17 protein-coding genes and 1 pseudogene are annotated in these 19,547 nt (G+C 30.9%); 17 read left to right on the forward strand and 1 reads right to left on the reverse strand.

The window, feature by feature from the left end; translation table 11 throughout:
• The first annotated feature begins 202 nt into the window (after positions 1-202).
• Positions 203-1,738 carry a SulP family inorganic anion transporter gene (locus Q1W72_RS12010; protein WP_073075561.1) on the forward strand — a complete coding sequence of 512 codons (1,536 nt, stop codon included), beginning with the start codon at positions 203-205 and terminating at the stop codon, positions 1,736-1,738.
• A 199-nt stretch (positions 1,739-1,937) separates the two neighbouring features.
• Here the strand turns inward: Q1W72_RS12010 and Q1W72_RS12015 are convergent.
• A pseudogene (locus Q1W72_RS12015) lies at positions 1,938-2,216 on the reverse strand (transposase); the annotation flags it as partial.
• Between the two features lie 276 nt (positions 2,217-2,492).
• Here Q1W72_RS12015 and Q1W72_RS12020 point away from each other — a divergent pair.
• The 16 genes from Q1W72_RS12020 to Q1W72_RS12090 all read left to right on the forward strand — a co-directional run bounded on the left by Q1W72_RS12020 (position 2,493) and on the right by Q1W72_RS12090 (position 19,545).
• Positions 2,493-3,719: a site-specific integrase gene (locus Q1W72_RS12020; RefSeq protein WP_302135517.1), complete on the forward strand. Its 1,227-nt coding sequence runs from the start codon at positions 2,493-2,495 to the stop codon at positions 3,717-3,719.
• A gap of 142 nt (positions 3,720-3,861) precedes the next feature.
• Positions 3,862-4,758, forward strand: coding sequence for an AraC family transcriptional regulator (locus Q1W72_RS12025; protein ID WP_302135519.1), 897 nt, complete (start codon positions 3,862-3,864; stop codon positions 4,756-4,758).
• A 111-nt stretch (positions 4,759-4,869) separates the two neighbouring features.
• Positions 4,870-5,439: a phosphatase PAP2 family protein gene (locus tag Q1W72_RS12030; protein ID WP_302135520.1), complete on the forward strand. Its 570-nt coding sequence runs from the start codon at positions 4,870-4,872 to the stop codon at positions 5,437-5,439.
• A 437-nt stretch (positions 5,440-5,876) separates the two neighbouring features.
• Positions 5,877-6,932 carry a glycosyltransferase family 9 protein gene (locus Q1W72_RS12035; RefSeq protein ID WP_302135522.1) on the forward strand — a complete coding sequence of 352 codons (1,056 nt, stop codon included), beginning with the start codon at positions 5,877-5,879 and terminating at the stop codon, positions 6,930-6,932.
• Positions 6,933-7,037: 105 nt separating this feature from the next.
• Positions 7,038-7,703 (forward strand): SDR family NAD(P)-dependent oxidoreductase, encoded by a 666-nt coding sequence (locus Q1W72_RS12040; RefSeq protein ID WP_302135523.1) that lies wholly within the window; start codon positions 7,038-7,040, stop codon positions 7,701-7,703.
• 46 nt (positions 7,704-7,749) lie between these two features.
• Complete coding sequence (locus tag Q1W72_RS12045; RefSeq protein WP_302135524.1) at positions 7,750-8,769, forward strand: efflux RND transporter periplasmic adaptor subunit; 1,020 nt, start codon at positions 7,750-7,752, stop codon at positions 8,767-8,769.
• 27 nt (positions 8,770-8,796) lie between these two features.
• Positions 8,797-11,934 (forward strand): efflux RND transporter permease subunit, encoded by a 3,138-nt coding sequence (locus Q1W72_RS12050; RefSeq protein WP_302135525.1) that lies wholly within the window; start codon positions 8,797-8,799, stop codon positions 11,932-11,934.
• Positions 11,935-12,035: 101 nt separating this feature from the next.
• Positions 12,036-13,316 carry a TolC family protein gene (locus Q1W72_RS12055; protein ID WP_302135526.1) on the forward strand — a complete coding sequence of 427 codons (1,281 nt, stop codon included), beginning with the start codon at positions 12,036-12,038 and terminating at the stop codon, positions 13,314-13,316.
• 46 nt (positions 13,317-13,362) lie between these two features.
• The gene (locus Q1W72_RS12060) at positions 13,363-13,980 is read left to right on the forward strand and encodes a hypothetical protein (protein WP_302135528.1); all 618 of its coding nucleotides are present in this window, start codon (positions 13,363-13,365) and stop codon (positions 13,978-13,980) included.
• Positions 13,981-14,025: 45 nt separating this feature from the next.
• On the forward strand, positions 14,026-14,526 hold the full coding sequence (locus Q1W72_RS12065) for a hypothetical protein (RefSeq protein WP_302135529.1): 501 nt from the start codon (positions 14,026-14,028) through the stop codon (positions 14,524-14,526).
• A 145-nt stretch (positions 14,527-14,671) separates the two neighbouring features.
• Positions 14,672-15,436 carry a patatin-like phospholipase family protein gene (locus Q1W72_RS12070; RefSeq protein WP_302135530.1) on the forward strand — a complete coding sequence of 255 codons (765 nt, stop codon included), beginning with the start codon at positions 14,672-14,674 and terminating at the stop codon, positions 15,434-15,436.
• 69 nt (positions 15,437-15,505) lie between these two features.
• Positions 15,506-16,396 carry a lysophospholipid acyltransferase family protein gene (locus Q1W72_RS12075; RefSeq protein ID WP_302135531.1) on the forward strand — a complete coding sequence of 297 codons (891 nt, stop codon included), beginning with the start codon at positions 15,506-15,508 and terminating at the stop codon, positions 16,394-16,396.
• Between the two features lie 12 nt (positions 16,397-16,408).
• Complete coding sequence (locus tag Q1W72_RS17035; protein WP_367881660.1) at positions 16,409-16,645, forward strand: FAD-dependent oxidoreductase; 237 nt, start codon at positions 16,409-16,411, stop codon at positions 16,643-16,645.
• A gap of 25 nt (positions 16,646-16,670) precedes the next feature.
• The gene (locus Q1W72_RS12080; protein WP_367881682.1) at positions 16,671-17,669 is read left to right on the forward strand and encodes an NAD(P)/FAD-dependent oxidoreductase; all 999 of its coding nucleotides are present in this window, start codon (positions 16,671-16,673) and stop codon (positions 17,667-17,669) included.
• A 153-nt stretch (positions 17,670-17,822) separates the two neighbouring features.
• A complete protein-coding gene (locus Q1W72_RS12085; RefSeq protein WP_302135532.1) occupies positions 17,823-18,641 on the forward strand; it encodes a phospholipase A in 819 nt (272 codons plus the stop codon).
• A gap of 55 nt (positions 18,642-18,696) precedes the next feature.
• Positions 18,697-19,545: an RteC domain-containing protein gene (locus Q1W72_RS12090; protein WP_302135533.1), complete on the forward strand. Its 849-nt coding sequence runs from the start codon at positions 18,697-18,699 to the stop codon at positions 19,543-19,545.
• The last annotated feature ends 2 nt before the right edge of the window (positions 19,546-19,547 follow it).

Genomic DNA, 19,547 nt, shown 5'->3' on the forward strand with positions numbered 1-19,547 from the left:
GTACAATAACTATAAATTGTACTTTTGCACCACTCAATGAAAAGAACAGTACAAATATCATCCCAAGTTACTCCGCCTTGATCTTAGGCTAACTGTTATATTTCCCAATTTTAATTTATTGGTTTCTCTGTCGTACCCGAAGGTTTTACTTGCGTGTACCTACTTTTCTATTTACATTTTACAACTTTAAACATAAATCTTTATGCAGAAAATTATCAATTTGTTTGATTTCAAACAGAAAATTAATTACAAAAATGAAATTCTTGCGGGTCTTGCAGTGGCTATGACCATGATACCTGAGTCTTTATCCTTTGCTATTCTGGCAGGGCTTTCGCCTTTGACAGGGCTTTATGCAGCGTTTTTAATGGGCATTGTTACTGCAATCTTGGGAGGCAGACCCGGAATGGTTTCCGGAGGTGCTGGAGCAACGGTAGTCGTACTTATTGCACTGGCTGCATCACATGGTGTGGAATATCTTTTTGCTGCGGTTATATTAGCAGGTCTACTGCAATTTTCAGTAGGAATTTTTAAGCTGGGTAAATTTGTCCGCTTGATTCCACAACCGGTAATGTATGGTTTCTTAAACGGTCTTGCAGTAATCATTTTTATGGCACAGGTAGCTCAATTTAAAGTTGTTGAAAACGGGATAGAAGGTTGGATGCAGGGACCGGCGCTTTATCTAATGGCTGGATTGACATTATTAACTATAGCTATCGTATTTATATTGCCAAAATTTACAAAGGCGGTTCCAGCATCTTTAGTAGCAATAATAGTTGTCTTTGGTATTGTATATTTTTTCGGCATTGATACTAAAAAAGTAATTGATATCGCCTCTGTAGGAGGTTCTTTACCTTCATTTCATATCCCTGCTATTCCTTTTAGTCTGGAAACATTGAAAATTATTTTCCCTTATGCCTTGGTAATGGCAGGAGTTGGATTGATTGAAAGTCTGTTAACGCTTAATATGGTTGATGAAATAACCAGCACAAAAGGACAATCTAACCGTGAGGCTGCCGCACAGGGCATAGCCAATATCACCAACGGTTTCTTCGGAGGAATGGGTGGATGTGCAATGGTTGCTCAGACTTTAGTGAATATCGGAGCTGGAGGAAGAGCCAGACTTTCTGCAATAGTTGCCGCTATAGCAATCTTATTGATCATTCTGGTTGCAGGTCCTGTAATCGAGCAAATTCCAATGGCGGCATTAGTCGGGGTAATGATGATGGTAGCTATAGGCACATTTGAGTGGGTCAGCTTTCGAATTATTAATAAAATGCCTCGACACGACATTTTTATTGGTATGCTGGTAGCAGTTATAACTGTACTATTACACAACTTAGCTTTAGCCGTTTTGATAGGTGTAGTTATTTCAGCTCTTGTATTTGCCTGGGAAAGTGCCAAACGAATACGTGCAAGAAAGTATGTAGATGAAGATGGTGTAAAGCATTACGAAATTTTTGGCCCGCTGTTCTTTGGCTCAGCTATGGCATTTACAGAAAAATTTGATGTTGTAAACGATCCCGATGAGGTGATAATAGATTTCAAGGAAAGCAAAGTTGTAGATATGTCCGCAATTGAAGCCTTGAATAAAATTACAGAGAAGTATCACAAGGAAGGTAAAAAATTACATTTACGTCATTTAAGCCAAGATTGCAGACAGTTACTTAAAAATGCTGAAACAGTTATAGATGTGAATATTATAGAAGATCCTACCTACAAAGTAATGACTAATAAGTAACATTGGTATAATTAAGTCTACATCGAAAGCTATCAGATTTTTTTCTATAGTTTTCGATGTTTTTTTATGAATTTAAGCCTTTTACTTTTATACTGAGGTTAAATACTAGATTTGAATAAACGCAAAAATGGTTCGGAGGTTATAAGCTAAAGCTAGCCTCTAAAATAAATTATCGGTAAAGAATTAAGCTTCCCCTTGTTTATTCCGTTACTTCCTGAAACGGAATGATTTGATACTGGTGTTCTGACTTATAATAAGAATTGTTTTTCCATAAGATAAAAGTCAATTCTAGCAGTTTTCTTTGGATGGCAACTATAGCCTTCATTTTGATACCATGTTTTGAAACCAATCTTAAGAAAATATCTCTGAACCTTTCATCAGTCCTAATTGCAGCTAATGCTGGAAAGTGCATTACCTTTCTTAAATTCCTATTACCCCGCTTGGAGATTCGAGGTTTGGATTTCACTGAGGTTCCAGATATCTTTTCTCCGCCAGTAGAAATACAAATGGTTACAAAACCCACTAAATTCAACGATTTAGTGGGTTTTCTCATTTCTAGGATTATCAAATTATTCATTTAATCTCAAAGTTTTGGTGTCTTTCGAGGTGTCACTAAATTATAAAAATTTAAGTGACACCTCTTACAGAAAACCACCAGTACAACAAGGTGTTCAACAACATATTCAAAATATGTACATCTTGTCTGTAATTATTAGAAATTTTAAATTTAATAATAACTAAAAGGTTACCACTTATGAACACTACTGTATCAGTTCTCTTTTACATCAAGAGATCAAAAGCCAACAACGAGGGCATTTGCCCTATTTATGCAAGAATAACAATCCAAGCCAAACGATTTGAGTTTAGTACTAACAAGTATGTAAATCCAGAGAAATGGTCATCAGAAGGCACCAAAGTTAAGGGTACTAATGAAGAAGCTAGAACAATAAATAGCCATCTGGATTATTTAAAAAATCAAGTTTTAGAAGCTGAAAAAAGATTATTCAAAAAAGACATCAAAGTTACTTCCGAAAATTTGAAGAATGAATTGTTTGGAACTACTGAAACTAAACGTATGCTCGTTCCCATTTTCGAAGATCACAACAACAAAATCAAAGAACTTGTCGGGAAAGAATATGCACCAGGAACATTAGAACGTTACAAAACTTCGTTGAGTCATACTAAAGAATTTTTACAATGGAAATATAAAGTTTCCGATATCGAGATAAACAAAATAGATCACGCTTTTGTAACCGATTACGAATTTTGGTTAAGAAGCGTTCGAAACTGTGCCAATAACACGGCAGTCAAATACATCAAAAATTTCAATAAAATAATAAAGCTTTGTCTGGCCAATGACTGGATAGACAAAAATCCGTTTGCAAACTATAAATCGAAAGTCAAAGAAGTCGAAAGAGTTTATCTTTCTGAAGGAGAAATCCAATCAATCATTGAAAAAGATTTTAAAACAGAAAGATTATCACTAGTTCGCGATATCTTCCTTTTTAGCTGCTTTACTGGCTTGGCTTACATTGATGTCAAAAACTTAACAAAGTCGCATATAAGCATCGGTATTGATGGCGAGAAGTGGATATTTACGCACAGGCAGAAAACCGAAACGGCTTCTAAAATCCCAATCCTTCCGGTAACACAAATGATTATTGATAAATATGGAGACCATCCAAAAAGTAATAATGAAGATAGACTACTCCCAATTTTGACAAACCAAAAAATGAATGCCTATTTAAAAGAAATAGCTGGCGTTTGCGAGATTGATAAAGAGTTAACCTTTCATATTGCTCGACATACTTTTGCAACAACAGTTACTCTCACAAATGGAGTGCCAATTGAAAGTGTTAGCAAAATGCTGGGTCATAAAAACTTGAGAACTACTCAACACTACGCAAAAGTTTTAGATAAAAAAGTAAGTGAGGATATGAAAATATTAAAAGATAAGTTTTCAATCGAAAAAATAGCGTAAATCATTGATAAAAATATATCAAAATGATTCAAAAAATGATAATTATATGGTTGATTTTATAAAAGAAAAGTGACTTTTAGTCACTTTTCTTTTATAACTGATTGAGATTAACTAGCTTTACAACATTATAATACTCATTAAATTGGATAAAAGCACTATTAAAAAATACACTATTAATGATATTCTAAAAATTTTAGATGATAATCCTCAATCTGAAGGATTGCATGTGTATTCAAACAAAGAGATTATTACAGAAAATCTATTTTTTCACCCATTTAGGTCAGATAATTTTGTTATACTAATAGTTGTTTCAGGTAAATTAAGTCTTCAATTAAACCTCATAAATTATACGCTTGAGGCAAATGATTTTATAATTGTTTCTCCTAAAATGGTTACACATGTTTTAGACATCCATCAAGGAATACAAGTAATCGCAATAAGCTTTACAACTGATTTTGCAATAAAGAGGAATGTTAATAAAAATAGTATTGATGCATTCGCTTTTTTTACATCTAAAATAATTCCGAAACTTTCTTTTACTAAGCCAGAGATGGAATCTTTTCTATTTCTAGTAAACTTTTTACAGAAAAAAAATATTGAAAATAAAAATGACTTCTTTGGTAACGAAATGATTACTCATACATTCAGTTTATTAATGTTTGAAATAGCATCAATATACAAGAAAAAGTATTCAGAAATCAAAATAGAGGTTTCTCGTAAAGAAGAGCTTATGATGAAATTTTTAAAAATTCTTGAAAATAATTTTAAAAGAGAACGTAGTGTACAGTTTTATGCCGATAACCTTTTTGTCACTACCGGACATTTAACTAAAGTATTAAAAGATGTTGCAGGAAAAACAGCAGGTGAATTAATTGATGATGCTGTAATTATGGAAGCTAGAATTTTATTAGCAAATCCATCCTTAACAATCTCCCAAATAGCAGATGAATTACAATTCAGTGATCAATCCTTTTTTGGGAAATTTTTTAAAAAAAAGATAGGAACTTCTCCTTCTGAATATCGTAAAGGTAAAACTTAATTTTTTATAATATGATCGATTTTGACCAAAAAGTGATTAAAAAAGCTCTTTTCTAAATATTGGTTAACATTTAATTTTGGTAGAATTATGTTGCTAAAAAAATAAAAATGTATGTTAGAAAAGATTAAAGAACTCGATACTAATTTATTCCTTTATTTAAACGGAATGCACAATCTTTTTTTTGATAAAATAATGTATTGGGCTAGTGATAAATTGTTTTGGCTACCATTCTATTTACTAATAGTTTTCATAATCATAAAACAACATAAAAAGCAAAGCATTTCAATTTTTATTACAATAGGTTTTTTAATAACATTTTGTGACCAAACGGCATCACATATTATTAAAAATATAGTCAAAAGACTGAGACCATCACATGAACCAACTTTGCAAAAGTTTATTCACTTGAGTAAAGCAGGACCTGGTGGTCAATATGGTTTCATCTCTTCACATTCAGCTAATGCTTTTGGTTTAGCTACTTTTCTTATTCTACTATTACCAAATAAATATAATTGGTTAAAAGGCATTTTATTATTTTGGGCGATTTTAGTTGCCTATAGCCGAATTTATAATGGCGTACACTATCCTACTGATGTAATTGTAGCCATGTTTTTGGGAATAATATATGGTTATCTTGCTAAAATAATATTAGTAAAATACAATCTATTAAATAAAAGCTAAAATTTATAGTAAGACGATTGTAATCTTTTTCACAATCAAAATTTATTATATTGAATAAAACTCTTTATTTAATGCTTTTCAGACCTCATCTATTAGGCTTAAGATTCACTTTCACATATAAAACTTAATCATTACTCAACGAGTCATAGTTTATAAAATCATTTAATAAAATCTAACTCAATCACTTGAATAATTTAAAAAATTAATTAAGTGATAATACTGTTATGCGTTATGATGTTTTTCAAAATCAGAATATTTTTTAGTTAACTACCAGTCAAAATTTACTCTTCAAATTTGTTTAAAAACCTTTTTTTGACCAACTACTGCCACAAATAGACCTTTTAAAAAGGCTAACTCATTACCAACTTTGCAAACGTGATTGTTAATTCAAGAAATAGCTTAAATGAGGCTAATCACTCTAATTCTTAAATAAAAAAATGGATTTTTTAAAAAAAACAAACATAATTAGAAGAAATCTAACACATAGAATGACCAAGAACATTGGTAATTCTAGTACAACTAATTTTATCCCAATTAATAATAGAGAAGATATAAAAAGAATACTAATCTGTAGACCTAATCAGAGATTAGGTAACCAATTATTAATGACTCCACTTGTACAAGAAGTAATTAACACGTTTCCAAATAGCAAAATTGATTTATTTGTAAAAGGGAATTTAGCACCAATAATATTTAAAAATTATTCCAACATTAATAAAATAATCCAATTACCCAAAAAGCCGTTTAAAAACTTAATTCAATATGTTTTCGTGTGGTTATCTATTAGAAAAAAGAAATATAATATTGTAATTAATGTCGATAAAGGATCATCATCAGGTAGACTTTCAACCAAATTTGCTAATTCAACGTACAAGTTTTTTGATGATGAAAATGAATATTCCAAATTAAAATATAAAGATTATAAACATTTAGCTAAACATCCTGTATATAGCTTAAGGTTTTTTTTGTCAACGATTGGAATATCCAACAATGTAGAAATGGCAATTCCATCATTAGACCTCAAATTAAATTCTGAAGAGATTACCGAAGGCAAAAAAATGCTAAATCAACTTATTGTAAATAAAGAACAAAAAACAATTTGCTTGTTTACTTACGCAACTGGAAATAAATGCTATTCAGAATTGTGGTGGATGGAATTACTTGAAAAATTGAAAAAAGAATTCAAAAATCTTAATATCATAGAAGTTTTACCTGTTGAAAACGTTTCCCAAATTGCTTTCAAAATACCTACATTTTATAGTAAAGATATTCGTCAAATAGGGTCATTAATTGCAAATACTGATGTTTTTATTAGCGCCGATAGCGGAATTATGCACTTAGCAAGTTCAGTACAAACACCAACGGTCGGATTATTTTCGGTTACAGATATGGATAAATACCAACCATATAATAAAAATAGCTTAGCGTTAAATACCAACATCCTTAGCACAAATGAAATTATCAAAAAAATAGAAACAATTACCCGAAATTAACTAACGAAATAAATACCCTCTTTCTGACCAATTCCACCCTTTTGTAGACCTTTCTTAATCCCCTATCTATATCAATATTTGTATAATCATTTAACTATATCAATAATGAGTAAAAAACTATATCATAAAAATACTTTTGTAATCGATGGAACAAATCAACTAGGTAGAGAAATTGTCCGATCATTTCTTCAAGAAGGTGCAACAGTAATTGTTCCATCTGATAGTGCAAACAAAATTGATATTCTAAAAAAGCATGTTAAGGAAATTAAAACAGGACATTTAATTACGTTTCTAACCGACTTACATAACTTCAACAAAGCATCAGATGTTTCAGATATTCTAAGAGAAATATACGGGCAAATTGACTTAACAGTTGCTGTAATGGAAAACGAAGATGAAGCTAATCCGTTTTTAAATGAAATTAAGATCAGTGAAATACAAAAAACAGTACAAGACAATATAACAACTTGTTTAATCTGCTCACAAATTTTCCTAAATCATTTAGATAATCAAAAATGTGTTTTCATTACAATTACAAAGGAAAGTGATGGATTTAAAGTCAATCCTGTTAGTAAACTACTTTCAAATATTCAGAACTGTATCGCCCAAATGATAGGCGAAGAAACCAACAAAATAAAAGCGCGCTATTTCCATCTCTTCATCGATAAAAATAAAGATTCAGCTTTAAATTCAGAATTGATCGGACAGCAAATCATCAAAACATATCTAAACAATGATAATGCTGCAAGCGAAACCATCATACATATATAAGTAAATACCAATAATAATCAATATCTAATTTTAAATAATTATGACTATGTTCAAGAAAAACATTTTAACCATTCTGGTAGCCTCAATAATAGTAAGCAGTTGTGGTAAGAATAAAGAGGAAACCACAGCAGCTATTGTTCCAAAAGTGAATGTAAAAGATTTAGTTTCAGAAAAACAACCAGAAATTTTAAGTTACAGTGGCACAATCGAAGCAGACAATACTGTTGCATTAGGTTTTTCGGTTCCTGGCAGAATTGTTAGTGTAAATGTTCAGGAAGGACAGCATATTACAACAGGACAATTATTGGCAACCATCGAAACAACTACCTACAAAAATGCTTTTGATATAGCAAACGCTGGTTTAGAACAAGCTAATGATAATTATAAAAGATTGAATGAACTATACACTAAAGGAAGTTTGCCAGAACGCGATTTTATTGCTGTAAAAGTAGCTGTAGCACAAGCAATTGCCAATAAAAATTTAGCTGCAAAAAATTTAGCCGACACCAAACTTTATGCACCTTTTACAGGAATTATAACAACTAAATCTACCGAAAAAGGAGCATCTGCTGCACCAGGAATTCCAGTTTTTACAATCATGAAAACAGATAAAGTATATGCTACAGTAGCCATTGCCGAATCTGAAATAGCCAAATTTAAAATTGGAACAGCTGCCAAAGTAAAAATTGCTTCTATCAATGAAACATTTGAAGGTAAAATATCAATTCTAAATCCAAGTGCCGATTTAACAACCAGAACATTTGAAGCCAAAGTATTGCTTAACAACCAAAAAGGAAACTTACTGCCAGGAATGATAAGTGACATAAAAATTGAAACTGGTAGTACTATTGATGCAATTACAATACCTGCTGATGCAATTGTTAGAGATGCTGATGATATTATATATGCTTTTGTGGTTGAAAATAATCGAGCAATAAGAAAAAGAGTTAGCTTAGGAAACTTCAGAGGTGAGGAAGTCATTGTAATAGATGGTTTAAAATCTGGAGATAAAGTAATTATCTCTGGACAACGAAAATTAAAAGACGGTCAAACAGTTTCCCTTTAATTAATTATATACGGATTACAATAACAGATGAAAAAAGTAAAAATAAATTTTATCGAGGCGGCAATGAAATACCGTCAGGTAACTATTGTCATGACTATTATATTGATGCTGGTTGGTGTAATGGCTTTGCTCAATATGCCGCGTAGCGAAGACCCAAAAATAACTGTTCGTAGCGGTTTAGTAATTGCTGCTTTTCCTGGAGCCGATGAACTGCAGGTTGAGAAACAAGTTACAAACAAAATAGAACAATACTTATTCAGTTTTGAAGAAGTTCGCAAAGAGAAAACAAAATCTGAAACTATAGACGGTCAAGTTGTTATCACATGCGAGTTAAACGAAAATGTAAAAGACACCAAACGCTTTTGGGCAACATTACAACATGGATTAAACACCACGTTTAGACAGCAAAACACGCTTCCTGCCGGAATGATTGGTCCATTGGTAAATAGTGATTTTGGAGATGTTGTAGCACAAATGATTACAGTTTCTGCTCCGGGAAGAAGCTATGCAGAAATAGAAAAATACCTTGACAAATTAGAAGATGGTTTAAAAACAATTCCTGAAACATCTAAGATTAAACGCTACGGTGGTCAAAAACAGCAAATATATGTAACAATCCAAGATGAAAAATTAAAACAATATGGTTTTGATTTCTCTCAAATTGCGCGCGTACTTCAAATGCAGAATGTTACTAATTACTCTGGTGGAATTACACTTGAAGCTAGTGAAATTCCTGTAATTACAAAAAGTCAGTATAAAAATGAAGCCGAAATAGGAAACCAAATTATTTTTAGTAGTCCAGATGGAAAAATAGTTCGATTAAATGATGTGGCAACCATAGAACGCCGATACGAAGAACCTTCTAGCTATATTAAAGTAGGCAATCAAAAAGTAATGATGCTTACCGTAGAAATGCAACCGGGCAAAAATATTGTCCAGTTTGGAGATGTGGTAAAAGAAAAAATTGCAGAGGTAAAAAAAGAGCTTCCTCAAGATGTAAAAGTAAATACAATTGTTGACCAACCAGAAGTTGTTAGAGAAAGTATAAGCCATTTTATGTTAGAATTTGCCATAGCCATTTTATCTGTAATAGCGGTTGTTATAATTCTACTTCCTTTTAGAGTTGCAATGGTTTCTGCAGTTGCATGTCCTATTGCAATTATAATAACTTTTGGAATATTGAATATGATGGGCATTGAAATACACCAGGTTACATTGGCGGCATTAATTATTGTTTTAGGAATGGTAGTAGATAATGCTATTGTTGTGGTAGATAATTATATCGAAAAATTAGACGAAGGTGTCGATCCTTGGACAGCAGCATGGGAAAGTGCAACACAATTGTTAGTGCCAATTTTTTCTGCTACAGCAGCTATTATCTTTGCATTTGTTCCATTAGCATTTTTCTTAAATGGTGTTCCAAAAGAGTTTGTTCAATCGCTTCCGGTGGCTGTTGCGGTATCACTATTTACTTCTTTTCTAGTAGCAATATTGTTAACGCCTTACATGTGTTATGTATTTATTAAAAAAGGATTGAAACATAAAGTAAGTGAAAAACCTTTAAAAAGAAATGCACTAGATGTATTGCAAGATAAATTTAACACTGGCTTGGAATTTAGTTTTAGATGGCCAAAAGCAACACTAGTAGTTGGAGTTCTTTCTGTTGTAATAGCATTATTCATAGCCACTGGGCTTGAACAGGAACTCTTTCCAACAGCAGAACGAAATCAATTTAATATTGAAGTATGGTTGCCAAAAGGAAAAAGTCTTGAACAAACCGATAAAGTTGTTAAAAGCATAGAAAACGAAATTAAATCCGATAAAAGAATAGTAAACATAGCAAGTTTTATAGGAACAGGTTCGCCTCGTTTCCAATCAACTTATGCACCAGAACCACCTCGTCGAAATTTTGCACAAATATTTATTACAACCACCGGAAAAGAAGCAACACAAGAACTAGCTGATGAATATCTTAAAAAATTCGATGGATTTATACCTGATGGTTATATCAGAGTAAGACAATTATCGATGAAAGAAAGCCCTGCTCCTGTTGAGGTTCGAGTTATTGGAGAAGATTTGAATGATCAAAAAAGAGTTGCCAAACAAGTTTCAGAAATTTTAGAAAAAGCCAAAGGTACCAATTGGATCAGAACTACCTATCAAGATGATTATTATGGCGTTAAAGTTTCTCTGAAAGAAGATGTAGCCAACCGACTTGGAGTTACCAATAGTATTGTTACTCAAACATTGGGAGCTGGATTAAAAGGATACCCAGTAACTACACTTTATGAAGGCGATAAACCGGTGGATATATTAGTACGATTGGATGTAAAAAACCGTTCCGATTTTAGTGCGCTTGAAAATATTTATGTGAGCACAATCTACGGAACAAAAGTTCCACTCAAAGATGTAGCCGATATACAACCAGCATGGCATACCGGAGTTATTGCTCATAGAAATGGTTTACGAACGCTAACAGTTCAATCTGAAGCTCAATTGGGAGTAAAAGCGGCAAAAATAGTTAGCGAAATACAACCCGAAATTGAAAAAATAAAACTGCCTGACGGTATAAAAATCGCTTACGGTGGTGAGTTTGAAAACACTAATGAAACAGCTCCGGGTATGATGGTTTCATTAAGCTTTAGTTTGGTTTTGATATTCTTGACCTTATTATTTCAATTTAAAAACTTCAAGAAAGTCTTAATTGTATTATCAACATTTCCGTTGAGTTTATTGGGCGCGTTCCTTGGTTTAAAAATAACAGGAAACCCAATGGGATTTACAGCATTTATGGGAATTATAAGTCTAATCGGTATTGTAGTAAGAAACGGAATTATTCTAGTGGATTATGCAGATGAATTAAATCATGTTCACGGTTACAGTATAAAAGCCGCAGCAATGGCAGCAGGTAAAAGACGTATGCGACCAATATTTCTTACTTCAGTTGCAGCAGCAATTGGTGTTATTCCAATGATTTTAGGAAAATCACCTTTATGGGCACCATTAGGAAGCGTTTTGGCAGTTGGATTAGTAGTTTCAATGATTATGACACTTTTTGTAGTGCCAATTCTGTACTATAAATTTATTAAACCCGAACCAGTTGTCGAAGAACTTCCGCATCCAGATCTTGACGAAGAAATATTATACAAACCTGTACATCCTTAAAAAATAATAAAGCTATTAAACTGCTGTCTTTCATATTGATTATTGATTGGTTTTGGGTTGGTAAAGCAGCAGTTTTAATAGTGATATAAACATAAAAAATTATGAGCATTAAAATATATTTAACTACAATCTTTTGCCTTGCGCTAAGCGTATTGTCTCAAGATATTGTTGCACAAGAAAAAACAATTTCTCTTGACGAAGCCAAAAAAATGGCTTTAGAAAATAATAATAACATAAAAAAAGCACAACAAAACATTGATGCAGCAAGTGCCGCAAACGCATCTGCAAAAACCGCCGACAAACCTAGTTTAAGTGCAGGTTTAATGGGATTATACGTAGCAAAACCATTAAGTGTTTTAATTCCAGAATATAATGCAAATGCCACATTAGGATTAACTCAAGTAGTTTATGCAGGTGGTAAAATTAGTAATGCTAAAAAGTTAACTTCATCACTTGTAGAATTACAAAATCAGCAAAAAGTACTGACTACGAGTGAAGTATTACTAAATACAGAAACAGCTTATTGGCAATTAGTCAATATAAACGAAAAGAAAATAGTAGCTCAAGAGTATATAAAACTTTTAACGGCGCTTTACACCGATTTAAACAACTCCTTTCAAGCTGGATTGATTTATAAAAATGACGTTTTACGAGTGCAAGTTCAATTGAACGAAGCCGAATTAAACTTAACAAAAGCCAACGACGGTTTAACCATGTCTAAATTAAATTTAGCACAGATTATAGGACTAAAAAATACTGATTTTATAGTTGCCGACAAATCTTCAAATGATTTTAGCGCAGCAGCTTTTTCTAATTTTAGCGAAGCATCAGAAAAGCGTCCAGAAATTGCAATACTGAAAAAAGCGGTTGAAGTACAAGAATTTCAAGGTAAAATCTTAGAAGGAGATAGACGACCATCTGTTGCTTTAAGTGCAAACGGATTGTACGCAGTAGGCGAAAAAATTAATGTTTCCAATGGAAAAAATGATATGGCATCCTTTTATGGTTTAGTGAGTATCAATGTTCCAATATTGGATTGGGGAGGAAGAAAACAAAAAGTTAAAGAGCAAAACTTTAAAACTCAAGCTCAAAAATTTGAATTAATTGAAGCAAAAGAACAAATTACTTTAGAAATCCAAAATGCTTACTTACAATTAAATCAATCCATTCAGCGAACTGAATTAGCCAAAAAATCATTTCAGCAAGCAGAAGAAAATTTGAGATTAAACAATGACCGTTTTAAAGCGGGAACTGTAATAGGAAAAGACGTCTTAGAAGCTCAAGTACTATGGCAACTGGCCTACTCTAATACTATAGATGCTAAAGCAGAATACAAGATTAACGAAGCAAAATATAGAAAAGCAATTGGTGAATTGAAATAAAAACAAATTTCCATATAAACAATTTAATAATTTAAATTCAAAGAAAATGAAAACAAACAATGAAATTCAAAAACCAATCTTAGTAAAGATTGCCGATCAATTACTAAAAGACCAACAAGAATTGGATTATTTAGCGGTTCAGTTATCTCTTGGAAAATCAGAAGTCAAAAAAGAGTTTGAAAAAACTAAATTAAAAATGAAAAACAGCCTGCATGAATTCAGAGTAGAATTAAATTCTGAAATCGATCAGGAATATGCTTTTCTTGATAGTTCTCTAACTGATTTAGAAAATGAATTAGACGAAGGAGAGGCAAAAACCAAAGAAATGTTTTTAAAACAAAAGAAAAATATTTTGAAAAAACTGGAAGCTGTTAAAATTGAAATTGAAAGCAACCCTAGCGTTTTAAAAGTAGCTGACTTTTTCACTTCAGCATCAATTATAACAAAACTTCAATTAGAGATTTTAGAAAAAAACTTTGATAAAAAGAAAGTGGAACTAACAGCAGAGTATAATGAAGAAATGATAACAGCTCAAGAAAAAATAAACTCCATCATCTCAAAATTAAAAGAGAAGCAAGAGGATGCAAATTTGAAATGGGAAAATTTTAAAGATGAGATTCATATTTCTTATGAACATTTAAGAAAAGCCATTCAAGTTTTGTAAAATCTAGAATTAAAAAAAATAGCAACAACTTTAAAATTAAATATTATGAAAAAAATAAAATTTTTTACAATTGTTAGTTTGATGATTTGTGCATTATTTTTAAATAGCTGCGGTAAAAAATCTAAAGAGCACACAGAAGACGCAAAAGAAAACATTAAGGAAGCAAACACAGAGCTAAATGAAGCAGCTAATGATGCCTCAGAAGAAGTAAAAGCTAAAGCAACAGCAGATTGGCAAAAATTTAAAACAGAATCCGAAAGCGAAATTGTCGATATGGAAAATCAGGCAAAAGTGCTCAGAAAAAAAATTGCAGAAGCAAGTACTAATGAAAAAATAAAATTAAACAAAGATTTAGATAAGTTAAATCAAAAAATTGCTGATCAAAAAGAAAAATTAGCCAAAAAAAATGTAGAGTTCGAAGCAGAAGTTTCAAAAGTAAACGACAGTATAACTGCTAAAAACGAAACTTTCAAACGCGAATTTAAACACGATAGTAAAGAACTTTCAACTTCTTTAAAAGACTTTTTTAAAGATAATGTAAAATAGTAATGACTTAGATAATAAAAAGGCATCTTTTTATAAAATTGCTGCCTTTTTATTATTGTATTTGATTGATTTAAATAAAAACATTTTGGTTGACAAATTAAACTTACAATCTAAAAGAACTGATTATAAATAAGTAATATTTAAAATGAATAAAATAGGATTAGCATTGTCAGGTGGAGGAATTAAAGGTATAGCGCATCTTGGTGTTTTACAATATTTAACCGAGTTAGACATAAAACCGTCAATAATTTCAGGAACAAGCGCAGGATCACTCGTGGGCGTTTTCTATGCTGCTGGATACAGCCCTGAAGAAATATTCAAAATTGCAAAAGCTGAAAAATTTTTCAATTATTCAAATTTGTTGGTTAGAAATGGTGGTTTGTTTACACCTGATGTTTTTGAAAAAATTACAAAAAAATACATTACACACGATAAACTTGAACTATTAGAAATTCCAACCTATGTAACTGCTACCGATCTAACTAATGCTAAATTACATGTTTTTAGCACGGGATCATTATCTACTGCTGTAAAAGCGTCTTGTTGTGTACCGTTAGTTTTTCATCCAGTATTTCATGAAGGTGTTTATCTTTCAGACGGTGGTATTTTAAACAATTTCCCAACCGATATTATTGAAAATAAATGTGATAAAACTATCGGTATAAATGTGAGTGCTATAAATAAAATAGAAGGTAAAATGGGATACAAAAGAATGATTGAAAGAACACTTCACATTTCATTGAACAATAGTATTGATAGCAAAATGAATAAATGTAATGTCTACATTGAACCTCCTAACATGGGAGATTATGGAACTTTTGAGTTTAAAAAAATAGATGAAATTTATCAAATAGGTTATAACCACGCAAAATTTCTTAAATCAGAACTAATAAACCTAATAGAAGAATAATCTTCATTTATAATGTATTGAAAATTACCTTATTTCAACTTTATCATAACATAATATAATTTTTACCAAATGATTTTTACTTTCCTTTATCCTTTTTCTCTAATTCCTTTAAGGATTTCATATCTTATTTCGGACTATTTTTACTATTTACTGTATTATATTATCAGATACCGTAGAAAAGTAGTATCCGAAAATATAAAAAAAGCATTTAGCTACTTATCTGAAAAAGAACAAATCGTTATTGAGAAACAATTCTATAAAAATTTTTGCGACAATTTTATAGAAACCATAAAATTACTATCCCTCTCCCAAAAAGAGTTGCAATCTCATATTACAGCAGATTATTCTGAACTTGAAAAAATTATTTCAGAAAAGAGAAATTGTCACATTTATTTAGGTCATCAATTCAACTGGGAATGGGCAAATACACACATTGCTTCCGTTTTAAAAAACACAAATATTATTGTAGCATATAAACCCATCCGAAATCATTCTATTAATAATTTAATGTTGAAAATAAGAAGTCGTTTTGGCTCCAAAATGGTTGCTTCTAAAAATATAAAAAAAGAAATGGAAGAATTTTCTAACAAACAACATATTTTAATTTTGGTTGCAGATCAAAATCCAAAAATTCCAGAAAGAAGTTTTTGGACCTCTTTTTTATCCCAAAAAACTGCATTTTTGAGTGGTACAGAACTTTATACAGCTTCAAATAAAACAACATCTTTTTTTGCAAATATTATAAAAGTAAAAAGAGGTCATTATAAATTTATCATAACACCACTTTTTGATTTTTCAAAACCTTATAAAATAGGTATAATAACCCATCTTTTTACTGAAAAACTTGAAAACGCAATTCTTGCAAATCCCGAAAATTATCTATGGAGTCATAAACGCTGGAAACTTACTTACAAAAGCGAATATAAAAAAAGATGGATTAGCGATTTACAATACCATTAAAACAATTTTAATATGAAAAAACACATAGTTATTATAGGAGGTGGATTCGCAGGTATTAACCTAGCAAATTCAATAGCAAATATCAATCTTTTTGATATTAAGTTAGTGGATAAAAACAATTATAATTTTTTTCCTCCACTAATATATCAAGTTGCCACAGGCTTTTTAGAAACATCATCTATCGCTTATCCTTTTCGAAAAATATTTAAAGAAAAAAAACATTCGTTTTTGGTTAGGAGAATTCCTTGAAGTACTACCCAATGAAAATAAGTTAATACTATCTAACAGCGAATTTACTTACGATTATTTAGTTTTTGCAACAGGAACAGAAACTAATTATTTCGGAATGGAAAATGTAAAGAAAAATGCTATCCTAATGAAAACATTGGACGACGCATTAAATATGAGAAATATATTATTGCAGCGAATTGAAAAAGCAGCTATAACGAAGAACAAAGCCGAAAAGAAAAAATTATTAACAATGGTTGTCGCAGGTGGAGGTCCTACAGATGTAGAAGTTTCTGGAATATTTGCAGAAATGAGCAAAACAATTATCCAAAAAGAATATCCTGAACTTGCCAACCTAGGTCAAACAGAAATCTATTTGATAGATGGCGGAAAAGCTCTTTTAGCTCCAATGAGTGAAAAATCACAAAAATATACCTATCAATCATTAGAGCAGTTGGAAGTTCAAATAAAACTAAACACTCAAGTAATAGATTATGATGGAGAAAAAGTGAGTTTTAAAGATGGTACTTATATTAAAACCAAAAATCTTATTTGGGCAGCAGGTGTTTCAGCAATGATTTTCAAGGGCATTCCTATAGAATGTTACGGAAAAGGTAAAAGACTAATCGTAGATGAACACAACAAAATTAAAGGAACAGATAATATTTATGCTATTGGAGATACATGTATAATGGAATCAATTGACAAAAAATTTCCTTTAGGCCATCCACAAGTGGCACAAGTAGCAATACAGCAAGGTAAAAATTTGGCTTATAATTTAATTGCTTTAAACTCTAATAAAACTCAGAAATCATTTATCTATAATGACAAAGGTTCAATGGCAATAATTGGAAGAGCGAAAGCAGTTGCTGATATTCCAAATAGTAAAATACACTTCAATGGCTTTTTAGCGTGGATAATGTGGCTGTTCATCCATATCATGTCACTTATTAATTATAGAAACCGATTAAAAACACTATACAACTGGTCTGTTGCATATTTCACAAAAGATCAATCGCTTAGAATGATTGTTAGACCTAAATAAAATTATAATGAGAAATGAAAATGAAGAATTTATAGGTTATTTAATAAAAAAAATTAAAGTATCAATTACTGTTGCAATTATTTGTTTTATAGTTTTTTTGACACTTTTAATTTCATATTCCTTTCTGTAGTATAAATATCAATTCAATCTAAAATGAAAAAGACAGTCTTAATTGTAATGACTTTATTATTGGGAAATATTAGTATCTGGGCACAATCTAAAACAAGAGATTCTATAAATAACTTGCTAAAAAATACACCTCAGTTTTCTATTTTTAAAGACAATTATTTTATTACTGGAGTTTCATTAAACGAACCTTCAGGTTCTAATAATTCAGATGCCAAATTGCAAATCAGCATTAAAGAGCGAATAACAAACGCAACATTACCTTTTGATACATTTCTATATTTTACCTATACTCAAAAATTATTTTGGGATGTTTATAGTGATTCGAGTCCGTTTTCTGATTCTAATTACAATCCTACTTTGGGTATAGGAAAATTTTATTTAAATAAGCACAAATTATTAAACCTAGTAGGCATTGGTATTGAGCACGAATCAAATGGTAAAGACAGTATAGATTCTCGTTCCTGGAACAAATTAAGTTTTTATTATAGAATGGCACTTCCAGCATCAACTACAATATCAATAAATGCATGGATTCCTTTTGCTTACAAAAGTGATAATCCAGATTTGATGAAATATATGGGATACTTTGAAGCCAATTTAACGAAGAAATCAAGGAATGGTCGATTCATAGTCGAAATTACGACAAAAAAAGGTGCTTCTTGGGATAAAAAAGGCTCATTACAAACACAATTATATTATCGAATTGGTAAAAGAAACAATCAATATCTATCCTTGCAACATTATACCGGTTATGCTGAAAGTTTGTTGCATTATTCCGAAAAAACAAACAGCATTCGTTTTGGGATAGTATTAAGACCTTCTAATTTTTTTTTGCATGAATAAAACTAGTTAATTAAAATGCCCTTACAATTTCATGTTCAATAAAAAAGTCTAATAAATGAATTCCAAAAGTAATCAACTACTAATCGACCTAAATGAGCAACTGCAATTTATAGACATCGAAATTGACGATAAAATAAAAAGATGTGAGAAAGCGATTGAGATTATAATTAAAGGTATTGAAAAGCTCAAAAAATTATTTAGTAAGGAAAATTTTAAAAATCAAGAACAGGAAATTAATTTTTTTAAAAACATCAAACCAAAGTTTACATCTAAACTAATTTTTTATAATGCTGTTTACAAAATTGAAACTAAAAAACCTTATGGAGGAGAACGAATTGTTAAAAAATATTTTAATAACGAATTAGATAAACTAAAACGATACTTCGACAACAATCTAGATTTTTATAAATATTACAGAACCGGAAACTGTTATCTTGATTATAAATATTTTATTAGAGGAACATTTGATATTAAATTAACACTAGACAGTTTTTATTTTGAAGTCGATCATGATTTTTCAACTTCGCATGATTTCAAAGTTGCAAAAATTTTGGCTCACGATTTAATTCAGGTTTATTTAGAAGATGAACTTGCCAATTTAGGAAGAAGATTACCTAAAGAAAAAGTACAACACAACCATAACGGAAAACAATGCTGGACTGGTTCTAAAGTAGCTTTAATAGAACTAATATATGCGCTACATTCAGAAGGAATATTTAACAATGGTACTTCTGATTTAAAAAGCGTTACTGAGTATTTTGAAACAATTTTTGAAATTGACTTGGGGCAATATAGAAGAACATTTCTTGAAATTCGGGTTCGAAAATCAGATAGAACAAAGTTCCTAAACTCATTAAAAAACAAACTGATTACTAGAATGGATAAAATAGATGATGACTACTAATT

The organism is Flavobacterium sp. ZE23DGlu08 (assembly GCF_030505335.1).
Lineage (GTDB): Bacteria > Bacteroidota > Bacteroidia > Flavobacteriales > Flavobacteriaceae > Flavobacterium > Flavobacterium algoritolerans.